The following is a 17,158-nucleotide window of genomic DNA, read 5'->3' as shown; positions in this document are numbered from 1 at the left end:
GCTGCTCTGCGTTATGTCGCGTTGTTCCCCGCCCCCACCCGGCCTGGTTGGGCATGCCAACCCGGGGTCACGGGTATGGGGTGGATGCGCACTCTAGCAGTGCCGTTGGTACGAAAAGATGACCGTCTCGTCACGGGAGAAACTGTTCGATTACGGTTTCGCCCCCAGGGCCGAGTTGTGAAACCTGAAGCCGACTCTCAGATCGGGCTTCGTCGCTGGTAGTTGGGGGGTTTCTGAAGGTAACACCCCTGTCGGATGTGAAAGTTGCGCAAAAGTGTAGGAAACAGCTGAACCTTGAGTTCGCCCTCTCGCATCCCGCTGTGTGTGTTTCCCCTGTTCGATGGTCGGAGTCATCGTCGTCCAGGGCATCCATTAGCATCGCCGCGGCCACCGAATCGACCGCGGTGTGTCATGGGCCACTATGGGAACGGCCACTAGGGAAACAACTAGTTGTCCGAGCGGGAACGGGAGGAAGTGCGCGTGGTCAACCAGAAGTTGACATTTGTCGTCGGCACCGGACGGTGCGGTTCGACGGCTCTGTCTCAGATTATCAATATTCATCCGGATGTTCTCAGCATCAATGAATTGTTCGCCAGTATTCCCGACTCGGAGATACTGGACGAGGCTCCGCTGAGCGGTGCGGATTTCTGGGGATTTCTGTCCCGGCCCAATGTGGTCACCAATAGCATGATCAAAAATGGTGCCATCCCGCCCGAGTTCCTCTACCACAGGGTGCCCAAGCGGCGGTTCGACGCGGAGACCACTGGTATCCCGGCCATCAGCGTCATGGTGCTGCCCCATCTGACCGACGACCCCGACGCGCTCTTCGACGAGTTGGCGGCCGAGGTCACCACCTGGCCCACCCGCCGTCCGGCAGACCACTGGACGGCCCTCTTCGCCACCCTCGGCGCACGGTTCGGCAACACCGGAGCCGTCGTCGAGCGCACCGGCCTGTCCATCGGCCGCGTACCCGAGATGCACCGCGCCTTCCCCGAGGCCCACTTTTTGCACCTCTACCGACAGGGCCCCGACTGTGCCGTCTCGATGAGCCGCCACTTCAGCTTCCGGATGATCCCGATGCTGTGGGAGATGGCCACCCTCTGCGGTCTCGAGACCCCGAGGCTGCTGACGCCGCAGCACGCGGCCCAGCTCCCGCCCGACCTGGCCCCGCTGCTGAGCGACCGCTACGACCCGGCGCTGGTGTGGGACCGTCCCATCCCGATCGGCGCTTTCGGCACCCTGTGGTCCGAGACGATCGTCGACGGTCTGAAGAAGCTGGACGAGGTCCCGGCGGAGCAGCGCGCCGCGCTGTCGTACGAGACCCTGCTGGAGGAGCCGGAGAAGGAGCTGATCCGGCTCGCCGAGTTCATCGGGGTGGAACCGCACCGCGACTGGCTGGACGCGTCCATCGCCCACCTCGACGGTGGCCGGCCGGGCGCGGCGAGCAAGCTGGCCGAGGCGGAGCTCACCTCGCTGCTGGAATCCTGTAGCCCGGGGACGCGGGCGCTGGCCGCCCACCAGTAGGGCGCATGTCGTCACCCGGCGGCGGCCGCCCTCCTGGAGGCCGGTCGCCGGGTGGCGCCCCGCTTCCCCGGAGCTTCGCCGAGTTCTCCGCCCGAGGGAACCTTCCCGAGAGGGGCCTTCCCGAGAGGGGCCCATACGTCCTGGGCAGGCTGTGGCGAGACGTCCATAGCCGGTGCCTATCATCGTGGTGTGCAGTTGCATCAGCTGCGTTATTTCGCCACCGTCGCGGAGACCCGGCACTTCACCCGCGCCGCGGAGCTCCTGCATGTCGCCCAGCCCTCGCTGTCCCAGCAGATCCGCGCCCTCGAACGGGAGCTGGGAGCCGATCTCTTCCACCGGGCGCGCGGCAATATCGCCCTCACCGACGCGGGAGAGGCCCTGCTGCCGCTGGCCCGCCAGATCCTCGCCGATGCCGAGACCGCGCACCGCGAGGTCCAGGAGGTCGCCCAGCTGCGGCGCGGCCGGGTCCGGCTGGGAGCCACGCCGAGCCTGTGCGCCAGCTTCGTCCCCGATGTGCTGCGCCGCTTCCACGACGAGTTCCCGGGTATCGAGCTGATCGTGGACGAGGGCGGTTCCCAGGACCTGGTCCGCACGCTCTCCGCGGGCGAGCTGGACCTCGCGCTGATCATCACCCCGGTGCTCGGCCAGGCCCCCGCCCTCGCCGCCACCGAGCTGCTGCGGGAGGAACTGGTGGTGGCCTCCTCGCCCGCGTCCCCGCCGCCCACCCGGCGTCGGCGGATCCAGGTCGAGGATCTGCGGGACCGGCCGATGGTGATGTTCCGACGCGGCTACGACCTGCGGGAATTCACCACGGCGGCCTGCCGCGCGGCCGGGTTCGAGCCGTCCTTCACGGTCGAGGGCGGGGAGATGGACGCGGTACTGGGCTTCGTACGGGCCGGGCTCGGCATCGCCGTACTGCCCGGGATGGTGGCGGCACGGTCCGGGCTGCGGATCACCCCGTTCGCGGGCCACGACATGCAGCGCACCATCGCCGTCGCCCACCGTAAGGACGTCGCGCCGCCCCGGGCCGCGCGGGAGCTGCGCCGGGTGATGCTGGAGCATCTGCGGACGGCGGCCGCGGGGGAGTTCGGCCTGCCGCCGACCACGACGCGACTGCTGCCGTAGCGGAGTGGGGGCCTGCCTTAGGGGGTGTCCGGCGGATCTTGACGCCTGCGGCGGTTCTTTCCCCTACCCGCCCCTACCCGCCCCTCCCCGCCCCTCCCCGCACCAGAGGCTTCGCCTCTGGACCCCGGGGTCCAGAGGCGAAGCCCCGCCTTCCAGCCCCTCCAGGGGGCACCTCCCAGCGGTAGCTGGGGGAGTTTGAGGAGCGGGGTCTGGGGCGGAGCCCCAGCCACGCGGCGGAGCCGCATATCGATGCTGTGGAAGGGGCGGGGAGGGGGAAGCACCGATATGCGGCTCCGCCGCCTGGCCCGCCGCAGGCGTCAAGATCCGCCGGACACCCCCTGGCGGGGCGGCGGCGCGCCGTCAGGCCGCTGAGGGTTGGTGATCAGCCCCAGATCGCGTGTGCCAGCCCCGTACCCGCGAAGGCGGCGCCCACCCCGACCACCAGACTCAAGCCCACATTCGCCACGGCGAAGAGCCGGGCGCCCTCCTCGGCCAGCCGCAGGGTCTCGTACGAGAACGTCGAATACGTCGTCAGCGCCCCGCACAGCCCCGTGCCCAGCAGCAGTTGCAGCCGCTGGGACGCCGCTCCCTCCGCCGCCGCGCCGGTCAGCAGGCCCAGCACCAGACAGCCCACCATATTGACCAGGAACGTGCCCCAGGGGAACACCGAGTCGTGCCGTGTCTGCACCGCCCGGTCGGTCAGATAGCGCAGCGGGGCGCCGACCAGCCCGCCCGCGATCACCAGCAGCCAGTTCACCGGGCCCGCCTCCGGAGGTGTGCGATCTCGACCGGGTCGACCACCACGAGGCCGTCAGCCACGATCTCCTCCAGCTCGGGCAGGAAGGACCGCACTCGCTCCTCCGTATCGATGATCACGATGGCCATGGGCAGATCCTCGCCGAGCGACAGCAGCCGCGAGGTGTGGATCAGGGACGAGGAGCCGTACCCCTCGACACCGCGGAACACGCTCGCCCCCGCGAGCCCCGCGCGATGGGCGCGGTGCACGATCTCGGCGGACAGCGGTTTGCGGTGCCAGGTGTCGTTCTCGCCGATGAAGACGGTCAGCCGCAGCGCGGGCTCGCCGGTCACCGGGCGGCCCTCCTGCCGGGGCCACCGCCGTACACACCGAGGACGCGCCGGGTCGCCGCCATGGCCGCCCATACAGCCGTCATCGCCACCACGAGTGTGCCCAGCAGATAGCCGAAGGCGATCGCGATACGCCCGTCCTGGACCAGCCGGGTGAAGTCCACGGCGTACGCCGAGAAGGTGGTGAAGCCGCCGAGCACACCGGTGCCGAAGAAGGGCCGCATCAGCCGGTGGGCCGTCCACATCTCGGTGATCAGCACCAGGAAGACGCCGATGATCGCGCAGCCGACCGCGTTGACCAGCAGGATCGTCCAGGGGAAGGCACTGGGCGGGGTCACCCACAGCAGCGACGCGCCGTAGCGGGCCGTCGCCCCGAGTGCGCCGCCCACCGCCACCACACCCACTACGGGGCCCTGCCCTCGCCACGGGCTGTGCCGGGCGGGCGGGACCGGGCCGGTATCGGGGTCGATGGGCTCATGCACCACATCCGACCGTGAGCTGCCCATAGGGCTCAGATTACGTCGTGACGCGGACACCGGCCGATCGGGGCTGACGAGGGAGAAGCGGACCGGGGAGGCCAGTGGGGGATGTATGAGGGCCTTACGGAGGGGGCCGTCAGCGATCCCGACGGAGGGGCCCGTCAGCGATCCCGGCGGAGGAGCCCGTCAGTGATCGCGGCGGAGGAGTCCGTCAGTGATCGCGGCGCGCCACGAAGTCGCACAGCGCGTGCAGAACCCGGGTCGCCGGACCGTCCGGCAGTCCGTTCGCCGCGGTCCGGGCGCGCAGCAGCCGGGCGTGCATCACCGTGCGCGCCTCCGCCAGCGCCCCGCAGCGGTGCAGCAGCGCGACGGCCGTCGGCAGCCCGGCGCCCTCCGGGCCCGCGGTGGCAGCGGTCAGCAGGGTGCGCAACTCACCTGCCTCCGGCCGCTCGTCGGCCAGCGCCAGCAGCACCGGGAGGCTGGCGACCCCGATCGCGAGATCCTTGCCCTGTTCCTTGCCGGAGACCTCGGAGGTGGAGGTGATGTCGAGGATGTCGTCGGATATCTGGAACGCGATGCCCAGATGTTCCCCGTATTCGGCGAGCGACTGGACGACATGCTCCGGGGCACTCGTCCGTACCGCCCCCAGCTGCAGCGCCATGGCGATCAGCGCGGCCGACTTCCCGGCCACCACGGTGAAGTAGTGGGAGAGCGGATCGTCGTCGTCCGAGGGGCCGACGAGTTCCCGTATCTGCCCCATGATCAGCCGATTGGTGACCTTGGACTGCAACCGTATGGTCTCCGGGCCGAGTTCCGCGGCGAGCTGGGCCGCCTTCGACAGCAGCCAATTGCCCGCGAGGACGGCGGTGGTGTTGCCCCAGCGGGCGTTGACGCTGGGGACTCCGCGCCGGGTGCGGGCCTGGTCCATGACGTCGTCGTGGTACAGCGAGGCGACGTGCACCAACTCGGCCAGGGCGGCGGCCTCCACGGCGGGGGATGGGCCGGCGGCCCCCACGGCGGGGGACGGGTCGACGGCGGGTGGGCCGGCGCTGGACGGGGCGCGCTCGCCGAACTCCGCGCCCACCAGCGCCAGGAGCGGGCGCAGCCGCTTGCCGCCGGGGCCGAAGAGATGTCCGGCGACTTCGGCGACACATGGGTCCTGGGCCTCGGCGGCGAGAGCGCGCAGCCGCTCCTCCGAGGCGTCCATTCCACGTTCCAGCCGGGCCGTGAGCGCGGGGTCGCCGACGGTGAGCTCCATTGCCATGGAGCCCCTGGGCTCGGTTCTGGCGGACGCGACCATGCCGCGGACCGTAGGCGAGGGTCACCCCGGAACCCCGAATTCCGTCAGGAAGGTGCCATTTTCCGTATCCCAGGCTTTTCCCCAGGCCCCCGGGAACCCCTCCGCGGGTGCCCGCGCCCTGCCGGTACCGTCAAGCTCGTCGACGCCGACCGTGAGCGAGGAGACCAGCGATGAGCAACCCCTTCGAGAACCCCGACGGCCGCTATCTCGTGCTCGTCAACGAGGAAGGGCAGCACTCACTGTGGCCGGCCTTCGCCGAGGTCCCCGCGGGCTGGACGGTCGCCCACAGTGAGGACGGCCGCCAGGCGTGCCTGGACTACATCAATGAGCACTGGACCGATATGCGCCCCACGAGCCTGATCAACGCCATGGACGGCACCTCGGCCTGATCAACGCCGTGGACGGCACCTCGGCCTGATCGCATCGGCACGCGGTTGGCAGTTTCCGGCCGTATCTCTTCCCTTTTTGGCGCCGCATGGCCGCAACGCGTGCCTTACGGTCGCCACGGTGCCCACGGCGTTACGTTGGCGAGGTGACGGACGCGAACGTCGACCTTCCGGCGACCATGCGGGCATGGGTGGTCCCCGCCCCGGGCCGGATCGAGCAGGTGGAGCTGCCGGTTCCGCGCCCGGCGGAGGACGAGCTGCTGGTCCGGGTCCGGGCCTGTGGCGTCTGCCGCACCGATCTGCATGTCCGCGATGGCGATCTGCCCCCGCACCGCAGCCCCGTCGTCCCCGGTCACGAGGCGGTCGGCGAGGTCGTCGCGGCGGGCTCACGGGCGCACGGCCCCGGCCCCGGAATCCGCCTAGGGGTCCCCTGGCTGCGGCGCACCTGCGGCCGCTGCCGCTACTGCCTCCGGGGCCAGGAGAACCTGTGCCCGTCCTCCGAGTACACCGGCTGGGACGCGGACGGCGGCTACGCCGAGTACGTCACCGTACCGGCGGCCTACACCTATGAGCTGCCCTCCGGATACAGCGACGAGGAGCTCGCCCCGCTGCTGTGCGCCGGGATCATCGGCTACCGCGCGCTGCGCCGGGCCGACCTCCCGCCGGGCGGCCGGCTCGGCATCTACGGCTTCGGCGGCTCGGCACACCTCACCGCCCAGGTCGCCATCGCGCAGGGCGCCGTCGTCCACGTCCTGACCCGCTCACCCGCCGCCCGCGCGCTCGCCCTGGACCTCGGCGCCGCCTCCGCGAACGATGCCTACGACCGCCCGCCCGAGCCGCTCGACGCCGCCATCCTCTTCGCCCCGGTGGGCGAACTGGTCCCGGTCGCCCTGGAATCCCTGGACGCGGGCGGCACACTCAGCATCGCCGGGATCTACCTCACCGACATCCCGTCACTCGACTACGAGCGGCACCTCTTCCGCGAACGCACCGTCCGCAGCGTCACCGCCAACACCCGCGAGGACGGGCGTGAATTCCTCGCCGCGGCCGCCGAGCACCGGATCAGCGCCACGGTCACGCCGTACCCCTTCGACCGGGCCGACGCCGCCCTCGACGACCTCGCCGCCGACCGCGTCAACGGTGTGGCGGTCCTGACGATGCCGCACTAGCGGTGTCCGCGGCAGACTGCCCCCTCCCCGCCCCTTCCCGGCACCTGACGACATGCGGCTCCGCCGCGTGGGGGTCCCGCCCCAGACCCCGGATCGGGACTCCGCCCCTTCCCGGAGCATCGGTACGCGGCTCCGCCGCGTGGTGGGGCTTCGCCCCTTAACTCCGGGGTCCAGGGGCGGAGCCCCTGGTATCGGGAAGGGGCGGGGAGGGGAAAGCACTGGTACGCGGCTCCGCCGCGTGGTCCGCCGGACGCCCCGCAGCGCGATGGCCCTGGGGCTTGGGCCTGGGGCCTGGGAAGCCTCGGTGCCTCAGGAATTCGACCAGCCGCGACGGCACAGCACCAGGCGGTAGCCGTCCGGGTCCTCGACGGTGACACCCCATTCGTTCCAGTACGGATTGGGGGCGGTGACACGGGTGCCGCCGTGCTGGGTCAGGCGGTCCACCAGCTCCTCGGGAACAGGTTCGTCGAGGTAGATCACCAGCAGATCCTCCTCGGTCGGCCGGGGCTCAACGGGGTGGGCCGCCTCGTGGACGAGCTCCAGATGCCAGGAGGCGTCCGGCCGGCCCACCATCAGCAGATCGTGCTCCCCGGCCCGGTCACCGCCCTCGGCCCGGTACACCACGCTCAAGCCCAGCCCCGCACACCAGAAGCGCTCCGCCGCCGCGAGGTCGCGCGAGGGGCGGGCGATGCGGATGTGGCTCTGACCGTCGGCGGGCATGGGTATCTCCTTTGCCGTAGGGAACGCATCGACTTCGTCGTGGGGAACGCATCGACTTCGTCGTGGGGAACGCATCGACTTCGTCGTGGGGCACGCATCGACGGCACCGTGATCGCCGGGCCGCGCCCCGAGCCTAGGGACGGGGCCGCCGCCGGGGCATCGGCCGCGCGCCGGGCCTCCCCACGGCCGTGGGACCTACGACCGCGGACCGGTCACCTCACTCCCGCGATCCCGGACGGCGGCCGAGCGGGCTGATGCGGCGGTATCCCGCCCGAGCGTTGACGACGCGGGCGAGCGCGGTGCCCGCGACGGCCGCCGCCAGGAGACAGGCGAGCCAGCGGGCGTCGCGGCCGCCCGCCCAGGAGAGCTGCCCCGCGGGCGGAATGGCGAAGCCGTTGAGGAACAGCCAGCACAGCCCCGCCGTACCGGGCGCCGCGACGAATCGTGCGCACAGCCCCAGCACAGCGGCCAGCAGCGAGAGCGCGACCAGGGCGAACATCGGGCGGCCGTGGCCACCGAGGAAGTTCAGGGTCGCCACCAGTACCAGCGCGCCCAGGGAGGCCCCGCCCCAGATGACGGGAGTGGCGACCGGATCGGGGACTGGCCTGATCCCGGTGCTGAGCCGCCTCCACTCGATCATGGGCACCACCCCTCCTCTGGGCACCATCCTCTTCGTAGGTCGATGGCGGCCCCACCCATACGCGGTCGGCATCGTCCCATCGCACCCTCGCACACCTGCCGTCATTACCAATTCTTTGCCATTCGTTAGGGTGGCACAAGAATCGAGCGATGAGAGGGATGATTGTGGGCGCTCCGCGCATGAGCAGTACGCCATTGCCCGGCATCGGGGTTCGCTACGACCTGACGACACGAGAGAGCAGGCGGCTTTCGGTCATCGCACATCGCGACGGCGGACGGACGCTGAGTGCGTACCGGAAGGAGGATCCCGATGAGTGTGCCCTGTCCACCAGGCTGACCCCAGGGGAAGCGGAGGCGCTCGTCGGGGTTCTGATGCCAAGTCATCACAGCCCGAATCTGCTGTCCACCACCGAGCTGGGACTGGTGGCCGAGCGGATCGAGCTGTCGTCCACGTCGTACTGGAACGGGAGGGTGCTGGGCGAGACGCGGATGCGGACGGAGACCGGTGTCTCGATCGTGGCCGTACTGCGCAGGGCGGAGGCGATCCCCTCCCCGACCCCCGCCTTCCGGCTGGCCGGTGGGGACGAGCTGATCGTGATCGGCACCCGCGAGGGCGTGGAGACGGCCGCGGCGATACTCGGGCGGGAGTGAGCCCATGCATTCGTCTGCCGTCTTTCTGATCGAGTTCGGTGCGGTCATCCTGGTCCTCGGGCTGCTGGGGCGGCTCGCCGGGCGGCTCCAGTTCTCCCCGATCCCGCTGTATCTGCTGGCCGGACTGGCCTTCGGCGAGGGTGGGCTGCTGCCGCTGGGAGCCAGCGAGGAGTTCGTCGCGACCGGCGCCGAGATCGGCGTCATCCTGCTGCTGCTGATGCTCGGGCTGGAGTACACCGCCAGCGACCTGGTCAGCAATCTCAAGACCCAATACCCGGCCGGGCTCGTCGACGCGGTGCTCAACGCCCTGCCCGGCGCCGTCATGGCTCTGCTGCTGGGGTGGGGGCCGGTGGCCGCCGTCGTGCTGGCCGGTGTCACCTGGATCTCCTCCTCCGGCGTCATCGCCAAGGTGCTCGGCGATCTGGGCCGGCTCGGCAACCGCGAGACCCCGGTGATCCTCAGCATCCTCGTCCTCGAGGACCTGGCGATGGCCGTCTATCTGCCGATCGTCACCGCCCTGCTGGCCGGTGCGGGCCTGGCGGCGGGCAGCGTCACCCTGGCCATCGCCCTCGGCGTGGCCGGTCTGGTGCTGTTCCTGGCCGTCCGCTACGGACGTCACATCTCCCGCTTCGTCTCCAGCGACGACCCCGAGAAGCTGCTGCTGGTGGTGCTCGGGCTGACGCTGCTGGTGGCGGGGATCGCCCAGCAACTCCAGGTGTCGGCGGCCGTCGGCGCGTTCCTGGTGGGCATCGCCCTGTCCGGGGAGGTCGCCGAGGGTACGCACCTTCTGCTCAGCCCGCTGCGAGATCTGTTCGCCGCCGTGTTCTTCGTCTTCTTCGGCTTGCACACGGACCCGGCCAGCATTCCCCCGGTGCTGCTGCCCGCCATGACGCTGGCCGTCCTCACCGCAGGTACGAAGATCGCCACCGGCTACTGGGCGGCACGGCGGGCCGGGATCTCGGCCCGGGGCCGCTGGCGGGCGGGCGGCACGCTGGTGGCCCGGGGCGAGTTCTCGATCGTCATCGCGGGGCTCGCCGTCACGGCTGGTATCGAACCGTCGCTCGGCCCGCTGGCCACGGCGTACGTCCTGATCCTGGTGGTCCTGGGCCCGCTCACCGCCCGCTGGACCGAGCCCGTCGCCCGGCGGGTCACGGCCCGGCTGGCGGGGCGCCGCGAGCCCGCTGCCGCTGCGGCGGTCGAGGGCGGGGGCGATGGTGTGGCGGAGGAGCCGCGAGAGGCGGTGGACGACCCGGACGCGGTGGGGCGCCGCTCATAGCCGTTCGTCGGTGCGTACAGGGAGGGCCGCGGGAAGATCCGCGGCCCTCCGCGTCGCTCCGCGGCTCAGCCCCGGCCCTCTGCGGCTCAGCTCCGGCCCTCCTCCGCGGACCCCGAGCCCCCTGAGTCTCTTCTGCCCCCTGGCCTCTCTAAGCCCCCTGGGCCCTCTAAGCCCTCTAAATCCCTCAAGTCATCTAAGCCCTCTAAATCAGCTAACCCCGCTAAGTTCCCTAACGCGTCGCCGAGCCCGGCCGCGACCATGCCGCTGCCCACGGCCCCGCCCGCCGCCGTACCGGCCGTCACGCCCGCTATCCCCGCTATCCCCGCTATCCCCGCGATACCCGCGATGGCCGCACCGGCGCGGCCATCGCGGGCGGTATGCGTCGCGCGGGATTCGATGAGCGCCCGGATCCAGGAGTCGACCTCACCGGCCCAGTCGCGCTGCTCAAGGCCCTCATGGCGCACGGTGTGGCGGCCCAGGGCGCCAGAGCCCCCGCCGCGCTTGTCGGCCTCCAGGACGACTTCCATGCCATCGGGCCCGGTGAGAAGGGTCAGCGCGATCTCGTTCACGTTGTGGAGGTACTGAGGGGCGGGGGTGAGCTCGATCTCCTGGTGGAAGGGGAGCCGCTGCCCGGTGCCCGCGATATGGGCGAGCCGCAGATCGGCGGCTACGAGGCTGAAGCCGAGCCGCCCCAGCGCCCCCAGCACGGCCTCCTGGACCGGCAGCGGCCGTACGATCAGTGGCTCCGGATCGCCGTGGTCCATCGCGCCCGCCGCCGCGAGCTCGACCCGGACGCCCAGGACGACACCCAGCGGCTGCCCGGACACCTCGGTGAGCGGCGTTTCCCACGGTATGTGAATGGTGAACGGAATGTCTCTGTGCTCTCTCGCGTCGAGCCGGAACCCGCCGCCGAGCCGGAGGCGGTCGAAGACCACATCGCCCTCGTGCTCCTCGCCGCCGTACCCGGCCTCGACCCCGGCGACCAGCTCCAGCGCGAGGTGCTCGAGGTCGCAGGCGCTGCCTCCGCCCCGGAGCCGCACCTGCCCCCGCACCACCCCGCCGGGGCGCACCGGCTCCCGGTCCAGGGTCATGGCCACGACGGGCCCGCCGACCCCGAGCGAGCCGAGCACTCGTTTGAACACCATCGCGGCGTTCACTCCTTCACTGTCACTGTGATCGTTCTCTGTTCCGTGTGGGGGGGTGTTCGTTCCTGTGTTCCATGGGGGCACGCGTGGAACGAACGAGAAGGTAAAGGGATTCCCATGTGCGCGTTCTGGGGCGGCAAAACCGGCCAGAGGTGGTGCGGTCCCGGCCGCCGACGGGTCCGTCGGCCCGGCTCGGGTGTTCATCTGCTCACGGAGAGCTATCTGAATGGGCCTCCGGCCATGGGTAACTCGCATCCATCAACCTGTTCGTCGCGTGCCCAGGGCCCGAGCGGAGGACGCCCGCGAAGAGGGGCGGAGGACGCCCGCGAAGAGAGGTGGGCGCGTCCGCCGTGAGCGGAACGCCCCCGTACCGGCACGCGCTCGAATTCGGGGTGAGCGCAGGGCGATGATCTCGTGGTCCTGGCTGCTCATCCTCCTTCTGAAGACGGGAGAAACGATGTCACGTGTGCGGCGGGTGAGATCGGCGCTGCTGAGCGCCGTGGCAATCGTCGTGAGCGCGGGAATCCGGCGATGGCGGCGCAGACCGGCCCGCGAGCCGCGCCGAGGACGCCGGTGAATGACCCGGCTCTACGGCGAGTCGGGTCCGAATCGCCATTCCGCTTCGGGTAATGGTGGGCGAATCGATACAGCGAATTCGTCGGCCGGTGCCGCCGGCCGCCCACCCATGCAGACGGCCGAGGAGCGGACACGGACATGGCGACGACAACCAAGCCCGAATTTGAAGCTCCCGCCGAACCCACCAAACTCGGCACCATCGTGGTCGACTGGCTCACCACCACGGATCACAAGAAAATCGGACACCTGTACTTGGTGACCGCGTTCGGTTTCTTTCTGATCGGCGGCCTTCTGGCCATGATCATGCGGGCCGAACTCGCCCGGCCCGGACTGCAACTGATCAGCCCGGAGCAGTACAACCAGGCTTTTACCCTGCACGGCACCCTGATGCTGCTGTTCTTCGCCACGCCGGTCTTCGCCGGATTCGCCAACGAGATCATGCCGCTCCAGATCGGCGCCCCGGATGTCGCCTTCCCCCGGCTGAACATGTTCTCGTACTGGCTCTTTCTCTTCGGCGGGCTGATCGTGATCGGCAGTCTGCTCACCCCCGGCGGCGCGGCGGACTTCGGCTGGACGGCCTACACGCCGCTCAGCAGCAAGGCGCGGACACCGGGCGTGGGCGGCGACATGTGGGTGATGGGTCTCGCCCTCTCCGGCTTCGGGACGATCCTGGGCGCCGTCAACTTCATCACGACCGTCGTGTGCATGCGTGCCCCGGGAATGACGATGTTCCGGCTGCCCATCTTCACCTGGAACATCCTCTTCACCTCGATCCTGGTGCTGCTCGCCTTTCCCATCCTGGCGGCAGCCCTACTGGTACTGGAGGCGGACCGGAAATTCGGCGCGGTCGTCTTCGAGGGGGCCAACGGTGGGCCGGTGCTGTGGCAGCACCTCTTCTGGTTCTTCGGCCACCCCGAGGTCTACATCATCGCCCTGCCATTCTTCGGCATCATCACCGAGATCATTCCGGTGTTCTCCCGCAAGGTGGTCTTCGGCTATATGGGTCTGGTGGGCGCCACCATCGGCATCACCGGCCTCTCCGCGACGGTGTGGGCCCACCACATGTTCGCCACCGGAGCGGTACTCCTGCCGTTCTTCTCCTTTATGACGTTCCTCATCGCGGTGCCGACCGGGGTGAAGTTCTTCAACTGGGTCGGCACCATGTGGCGTGGCTCCCTCTCCTTCGAGACGCCGATGCTGTGGTCCATCGGCTTCCTGGTCACCTTTCTCTTCGGCGGGCTGACCGGGGTGATCCTGGCCTCGCCTCCGCTGGATTTCGAGGTCCACGACAGCTATTTCGTCGTCGCCCACTTCCACTACGTGGTCTTCGGCACGGTGGTCTTCGCGATGTTCGCCGGATTCTATTTCTGGTGGCCCAAGTTCACCGGCAGGATGCTCGACGAACGCCTCGGCAAGATCCACTTCTGGACCCTGTTCGTCGGCTTCCACACCACCTTCCTGGTCCACCACTGGCTCGGCGTCATCGGCATGCCGCGTCGCTATGTCGACTATCTGGCCGCCGACGGCTTCACCACGCTGAACACGGTCTCCACGATCGGTTCGTTCCTTCTGGGCCTGTCCACGCTGCCGTTCATCTACAACGTGTGGAAAACCGGGAAGTACGGGAAGCGGGTCGAGCTCGACGACCCCTGGGGATGGGGCCGCTCCCTGGAATGGGCCACCTCCTGCCCCCCGCCCCGGCACAACTTCCTCACCCTGCCGAAGATCCGCTCCGAATCCCCCGCCTTCGACCTCCACCACCCCGAGGTCGTCTCCCACGAGGTCCCCACCACCGACCGGCCGCCCCTCTCCGGGGCCTAGGGCGTGATCGCCTCGATCCCCGGGCAGCGGCACCGAGTTCCCGGCGACCTACGTCCACCACCGCCACATCCTCGAACGCGAACGCGAGGACGACGACCTGACGTACCCATGGACGATCGTCCGGGGCTGACAGGACGGGCGTCGCGCTCCGAACGGCCACCCTCAGCTCGTCGCCAGCGAGCCCGAGCCGGGACGGCTGGGTCGGGTCGGGCATTCTCTGTCACCAGTGCAGTTTCAGCAGGGGTACACGTTCGGCAGGATGTAGGTGTCGGGCGTCACGTTGAAAGCAGGGGGCGTGCAGTGGCTGGCCGGGGTCGTACCTCGCGACTGGAGTTGATCCGGGAATAGCGTCGTGAGGAGTTTGTCGGGCGTCACGGGGAGATAGCGGCGTTCCGGAGCAATCTGGGGGCCGAGATGGGAAGCGGCTCTGAGTTCTTGTTCCATGTCTGTGGGCCTTCTGGGGTCGGCAAGTCGACGTTGGTGCGCCAGTGGGAGGCGGTTGCGCGGAAGGTGGGTGCGGTCACTGCGTGGGTGGATGAGACGTGCGTCAGTGCTGCCGACGCGATGGAGTCGATCAGTTCGCAGCTCGCGTAGCAAGGGGCGGTGCTGAAAGGGTTCGACAAGCAGCTCGCGCTGTACCGACAGCGGCGGCACGAGGCTGAATCCGCCATTCCCGATGTCTCCGAGCCCAGCGGTGGGAACGGCAACGGCAGCTCGGAGGTGTCCGCGCCGGTTGCTCCGTCAGCGTCGAGCATGATCGTTTCTCAACTTGGTCTGGCGGGGGCGGGCTTGGTACCAGGCTTGGGGCGGTCGCGGGAGCGGTGGACCCCAACCAGGTGGCGGCGTCGATGGACCGTTGGCGGGCAGCGCTCAGCACCAGGCTCCGTAGCCATGACGATGTGCAGTTGGTGATGTCCCCCGTGCAGGTTCTCGCACCCGCCTTTGTGGAAGAACTGGCCGAGGCTGCGGGTCGGCAGGAGTGGGTGGTGCTGATCTTCGACACCTATGAGCGCACCGGCCCGGTGCTCGATGTGTGGCTGCGCGATCTCACACTCACTGACCGATACGGGGAACTACCGACGAACATCATCGTGGTCATGGCCGGGCAGGGACAGCTGGATCCACGGTGCTGGGGCGAGCACATGGATCTGGTGGCAACCATTCCACTGGACGTCTTCACCGAGACCGAAGCGCGACAATTCCTGGCCAGCAGGCACGTCACAGACGAGCGGGTGGTCGACGTCATCCTTCAGTTGTCCGGACGGCTTCCGGTGCTGCTGTCTCTTCTGTCCGAGTCCCGGCCAACCAGCGTGGATGAGATCGGCGATGCCAGCGGCACTGCCGTGGAGCGATTCCTGAAATGGGAGACCGACCCCGCCCGACGAACTGCCGCGCGAGCCTGCGCGCTGCCTCAGGAGCTGAACGAGGACATCTACCGTGCCGCCGTCGATCCGCAAGCGAGTGACCTCTTCGGGTGGCTGCGAGGCTTGTCCTTCGTCACCGACCGCGGCGGCCGCTGCCACTACCATCAAGTCGTCCGCGCGACCATGCTGCGTCTCCTGCGCACCCAGTCCCCCGTCAGCTGGCAGCAGCAGCACACCCAGCTCGCCCGCACTTTCCGTACTTGGCAACACCAGCTTCGGGAGACCGATCCCGAACGTGCCTCCGAACGCTGGTGGCTCGATGACCAATGGCGCGAGCATCGGTTACAGGAGAGGTACCACCTCCTGTGCGCCAATCCAGAGGGAGCCCTGCCCGAGGCACTCCGGGATCTCCTGGACGCCTACGACCACGGCACGGCCACCCTCCGTCGCTGGGCTCACATGCTCACCCAGGCGGGCCACGACAATGGCACCAGCACCCTCACCAATCGGGGCCAACAGATTCTCACCGCTCTGGAGGACACCTCCGCTCCTGGGGTTGCCGCCCTGACCCTCTTGATTCGCCAGGACATCCTCGACACCGACGGCCGCGCCCTGGCGCACACCCTGCGTGGCCGTGACCACCGCAACGCCGGACGCTACGAACAAGCCCTCAACGACTACAACGCGGCCCTCGCCTTGGATCCGATTCGCAAGCGGGTCCGCTTCGGCCGCGGCGCCACCTATCGCCTGATGGGTCGGTATGACGATGCCCTCACCGATTTCAATCGCGCCATCGAACTCGACCCCGACTACGCCGTCGCCCTCGTCAGGCGCGGTCAGACGTATCGCGTCATGGGCCGGTACGGGGACGCCCTCACCGATCTCGACCGCGCCATGGAACTCGAGTCCAACAACCTCGTCGCCATCGGCAGCCGGGGTCAGACGTATCGCTTGATGGGTCGGTACGAGGATGCCCTCACTGACTTCGACCGTGCCATCGAACTCGACCCTGGCATGCTCTGGGCTGTCGGCAGCCGCGGTGAGACGTATCGCTTGATGGGTCGGTACGAGGATGCCCTCACCGATCTCGACCGTGCCATCGAACTCAAGCCTGACATGCTCTGGGCCATGGCCGAGCGCGGTGAGACGTATCGCTTGATGGGTCGGTACGAGGATGCCCTCACCGATTTCAACCGTGCCATCGAACTCGAGCCTGACATGCTCTGGGCCATGGCCGAGCGCGGTGAGACGTATCGCTTGATGGGTCGGTACGAGGATGCCCTCACTGACTTCGACCGTGCCATCGAACTCGAGCCTGACATGCTCTGGGCCATGGCCGAGCGCGGTGAGACGTATCGCTTGATGGGTCGGTACGAGGATGCCCTCACAGACTTCAACCGCGCCATAGAGCTCGACGCCGACTACGCCCTCGCCATCGCCGACCGCGGCGAGACTTACCGCCTCATGCGCCAGTACGACGACGCCCTCACCGATCTCGACCGGGCTATCCAGCTCGACCCCGACAATGCGTGGGAGCAGTACCAGAAAGCTTTGGTTCTGGGTGCCCTGGGCTCTGCTGACCGGGAGGAGTGTCTGGGCCAGGCTCTTGAGGTCTTCACGCGTGAGTCTGCGGGCAGCGGTTGGGACGCGCGCCAGGCGAAGGGAAACGCATTCATCGTCTCGTGTGCGATGTCGCGGTGGGAGTCCGCCCATCAGCTTTTGAACGACTTCCTACAGCCGTGTTCGGGCGCCGGCTTGTTGAGCGATGCAGTGATGGATCTGAGGGACCTGGCGGATGCCATGCCCACCATCGCGGACCAACTGATCCTCTTCCAGCAGCGGATCGAAGAAGCGAGGCAAGGCTCCGGTTGCGCGGAGTCGTGACGGTGATGCCCCG

General features: G+C 69.0%; 15 protein-coding genes and 1 pseudogene. 9 read left to right on the top strand and 7 right to left on the bottom strand.

Features of this window, described 5'->3' with window-relative positions:
* Positions 1-585: 585 nt before the first annotated feature.
* Together J2Z30_RS31145 and J2Z30_RS31140 are read left to right on the top strand one after the other, a co-directional pair.
* Entirely contained in the window at positions 586-1,524 is a 939-nt protein-coding gene (locus J2Z30_RS31145) for a sulfotransferase family protein (RefSeq protein ID WP_486389182.1), read from the top strand.
* 189 nt (positions 1,525-1,713) lie between these two features.
* Positions 1,714-2,649, top strand: coding sequence for a LysR family transcriptional regulator (locus J2Z30_RS31140; protein WP_044575084.1), 936 nt, complete (start codon positions 1,714-1,716; stop codon positions 2,647-2,649).
* Between the two features lie 382 nt (positions 2,650-3,031).
* On the opposite strand, the gene crcB (J2Z30_RS31135) is transcribed toward J2Z30_RS31140, so the two are convergent.
* From crcB (J2Z30_RS31135) to J2Z30_RS31120, 4 genes are all read right to left on the bottom strand, one after another.
* Positions 3,032-3,406, bottom strand: a complete 375-nt coding sequence (crcB, locus tag J2Z30_RS31135) for a fluoride efflux transporter CrcB (protein ID WP_044575087.1) — start codon at positions 3,404-3,406, stop codon at positions 3,032-3,034.
* The gene (locus tag J2Z30_RS31130) at positions 3,403-3,738 is read right to left on the bottom strand and encodes a DUF190 domain-containing protein (protein ID WP_044575089.1); all 336 of its coding nucleotides are present in this window, start codon (positions 3,736-3,738) and stop codon (positions 3,403-3,405) included. The genes crcB (J2Z30_RS31135) and J2Z30_RS31130 overlap by 4 nt, the downstream gene beginning before the upstream one ends.
* Positions 3,735-4,241: a fluoride efflux transporter CrcB gene (gene crcB, locus J2Z30_RS31125; protein WP_044575092.1), complete on the bottom strand. Its 507-nt coding sequence runs from the start codon at positions 4,239-4,241 to the stop codon at positions 3,735-3,737. The genes J2Z30_RS31130 and crcB (J2Z30_RS31125) overlap by 4 nt, the downstream gene beginning before the upstream one ends.
* A gap of 184 nt (positions 4,242-4,425) precedes the next feature.
* Positions 4,426-5,514: a polyprenyl synthetase family protein gene (locus J2Z30_RS31120; protein WP_044575094.1), complete on the bottom strand. Its 1,089-nt coding sequence runs from the start codon at positions 5,512-5,514 to the stop codon at positions 4,426-4,428.
* A gap of 170 nt (positions 5,515-5,684) precedes the next feature.
* Between J2Z30_RS31120 and J2Z30_RS31115 the strand changes: the two genes are divergently transcribed.
* The gene (locus J2Z30_RS31115) at positions 5,685-5,903 is read left to right on the top strand and encodes an MbtH family protein (protein WP_044575097.1); all 219 of its coding nucleotides are present in this window, start codon (positions 5,685-5,687) and stop codon (positions 5,901-5,903) included.
* Between the two features lie 176 nt (positions 5,904-6,079).
* Positions 6,080-7,069: a zinc-binding alcohol dehydrogenase family protein gene (locus J2Z30_RS31110; protein WP_044581921.1), complete on the top strand. Its 990-nt coding sequence runs from the start codon at positions 6,080-6,082 to the stop codon at positions 7,067-7,069.
* A gap of 309 nt (positions 7,070-7,378) precedes the next feature.
* On the opposite strand, the gene J2Z30_RS31105 is transcribed toward J2Z30_RS31110, so the two are convergent.
* Both J2Z30_RS31105 and J2Z30_RS31100 read right to left on the bottom strand, forming a co-directional pair.
* Entirely contained in the window at positions 7,379-7,789 is a 411-nt protein-coding gene (locus J2Z30_RS31105; protein ID WP_044575100.1) for a VOC family protein, read from the bottom strand.
* A gap of 217 nt (positions 7,790-8,006) precedes the next feature.
* Positions 8,007-8,429 carry a hypothetical protein gene (locus J2Z30_RS31100; RefSeq protein WP_044575103.1) on the bottom strand — a complete coding sequence of 141 codons (423 nt, stop codon included), beginning with the start codon at positions 8,427-8,429 and terminating at the stop codon, positions 8,007-8,009.
* A gap of 179 nt (positions 8,430-8,608) precedes the next feature.
* Between J2Z30_RS31100 and J2Z30_RS31095 the strand changes: the two genes are divergently transcribed.
* Both J2Z30_RS31095 and J2Z30_RS31090 read left to right on the top strand, forming a co-directional pair.
* Positions 8,609-9,079, top strand: a complete 471-nt coding sequence (locus J2Z30_RS31095; protein WP_044575105.1) for a cation:proton antiporter regulatory subunit — start codon at positions 8,609-8,611, stop codon at positions 9,077-9,079.
* 4 nt (positions 9,080-9,083) lie between these two features.
* A complete protein-coding gene (locus J2Z30_RS31090; RefSeq protein WP_044575107.1) occupies positions 9,084-10,355 on the top strand; it encodes a cation:proton antiporter in 1,272 nt (423 codons plus the stop codon).
* An 86-nt stretch (positions 10,356-10,441) separates the two neighbouring features.
* On the opposite strand, the gene J2Z30_RS31085 is transcribed toward J2Z30_RS31090, so the two are convergent.
* The gene (locus J2Z30_RS31085; RefSeq protein WP_044575108.1) at positions 10,442-11,500 is read right to left on the bottom strand and encodes a sporulation protein; all 1,059 of its coding nucleotides are present in this window, start codon (positions 11,498-11,500) and stop codon (positions 10,442-10,444) included.
* A 714-nt stretch (positions 11,501-12,214) separates the two neighbouring features.
* Here J2Z30_RS31085 and ctaD point away from each other — a divergent pair.
* The 3 genes and pseudogenes from ctaD to J2Z30_RS51440 all read left to right on the top strand — a co-directional run bounded on the left by ctaD (position 12,215) and on the right by J2Z30_RS51440 (position 17,145).
* On the top strand, positions 12,215-13,897 hold the full coding sequence (ctaD, locus tag J2Z30_RS31080) for an aa3-type cytochrome oxidase subunit I (protein WP_044575110.1): 1,683 nt from the start codon (positions 12,215-12,217) through the stop codon (positions 13,895-13,897).
* 369 nt (positions 13,898-14,266) lie between these two features.
* Positions 14,267-14,491, top strand: a pseudogene (locus tag J2Z30_RS51815) (hypothetical protein); the annotation flags it as partial.
* A gap of 227 nt (positions 14,492-14,718) precedes the next feature.
* Positions 14,719-17,145 (top strand): tetratricopeptide repeat protein, encoded by a 2,427-nt coding sequence (locus J2Z30_RS51440; RefSeq protein ID WP_052701584.1) that lies wholly within the window; start codon positions 14,719-14,721, stop codon positions 17,143-17,145.
* The last annotated feature ends 13 nt before the right edge of the window (positions 17,146-17,158 follow it).

The organism is Streptomyces iranensis (assembly GCF_017874715.1).
Lineage (GTDB): Bacteria > Actinomycetota > Actinomycetes > Streptomycetales > Streptomycetaceae > Streptomyces > Streptomyces iranensis.
Note: the sequence above shows the minus strand (reverse complement) of the source record. Positions and strands in the feature narration are given on the sequence as shown.

What these genes read in the sequence shown, in the direction of transcription:
- crcB (WP_044575092.1), bottom strand. Translation starts at nt 4,241, where the DNA reads ATGGGCAGCTCACGGTCGGATGTGGTGCATGAGCCCATCGACCCCGAT.
- J2Z30_RS31120 (WP_044575094.1), bottom strand. Translation starts at nt 5,514, where the DNA reads ATGGTCGCGTCCGCCAGAACCGAGCCCAGGGGCTCCATGGCAATGGAG.
- J2Z30_RS31115 (WP_044575097.1), top strand. Translation starts at nt 5,685, where the DNA reads ATGAGCAACCCCTTCGAGAACCCCGACGGCCGCTATCTCGTGCTCGTC.
- J2Z30_RS31110 (WP_044581921.1), top strand. Translation starts at nt 6,080, where the DNA reads ATGCGGGCATGGGTGGTCCCCGCCCCGGGCCGGATCGAGCAGGTGGAG.
- J2Z30_RS31105 (WP_044575100.1), bottom strand. Translation starts at nt 7,789, where the DNA reads ATGCCCGCCGACGGTCAGAGCCACATCCGCATCGCCCGCCCCTCGCGC.
- J2Z30_RS31100 (WP_044575103.1), bottom strand. Translation starts at nt 8,429, where the DNA reads ATGATCGAGTGGAGGCGGCTCAGCACCGGGATCAGGCCAGTCCCCGAT.
- J2Z30_RS31095 (WP_044575105.1), top strand. Translation starts at nt 8,609, where the DNA reads ATGAGCAGTACGCCATTGCCCGGCATCGGGGTTCGCTACGACCTGACG.
- J2Z30_RS31090 (WP_044575107.1), top strand. Translation starts at nt 9,084, where the DNA reads ATGCATTCGTCTGCCGTCTTTCTGATCGAGTTCGGTGCGGTCATCCTG.
- J2Z30_RS31085 (WP_044575108.1), bottom strand. Translation starts at nt 11,500, where the DNA reads ATGGTGTTCAAACGAGTGCTCGGCTCGCTCGGGGTCGGCGGGCCCGTC.
- ctaD (WP_044575110.1), top strand. Translation starts at nt 12,215, where the DNA reads ATGGCGACGACAACCAAGCCCGAATTTGAAGCTCCCGCCGAACCCACC.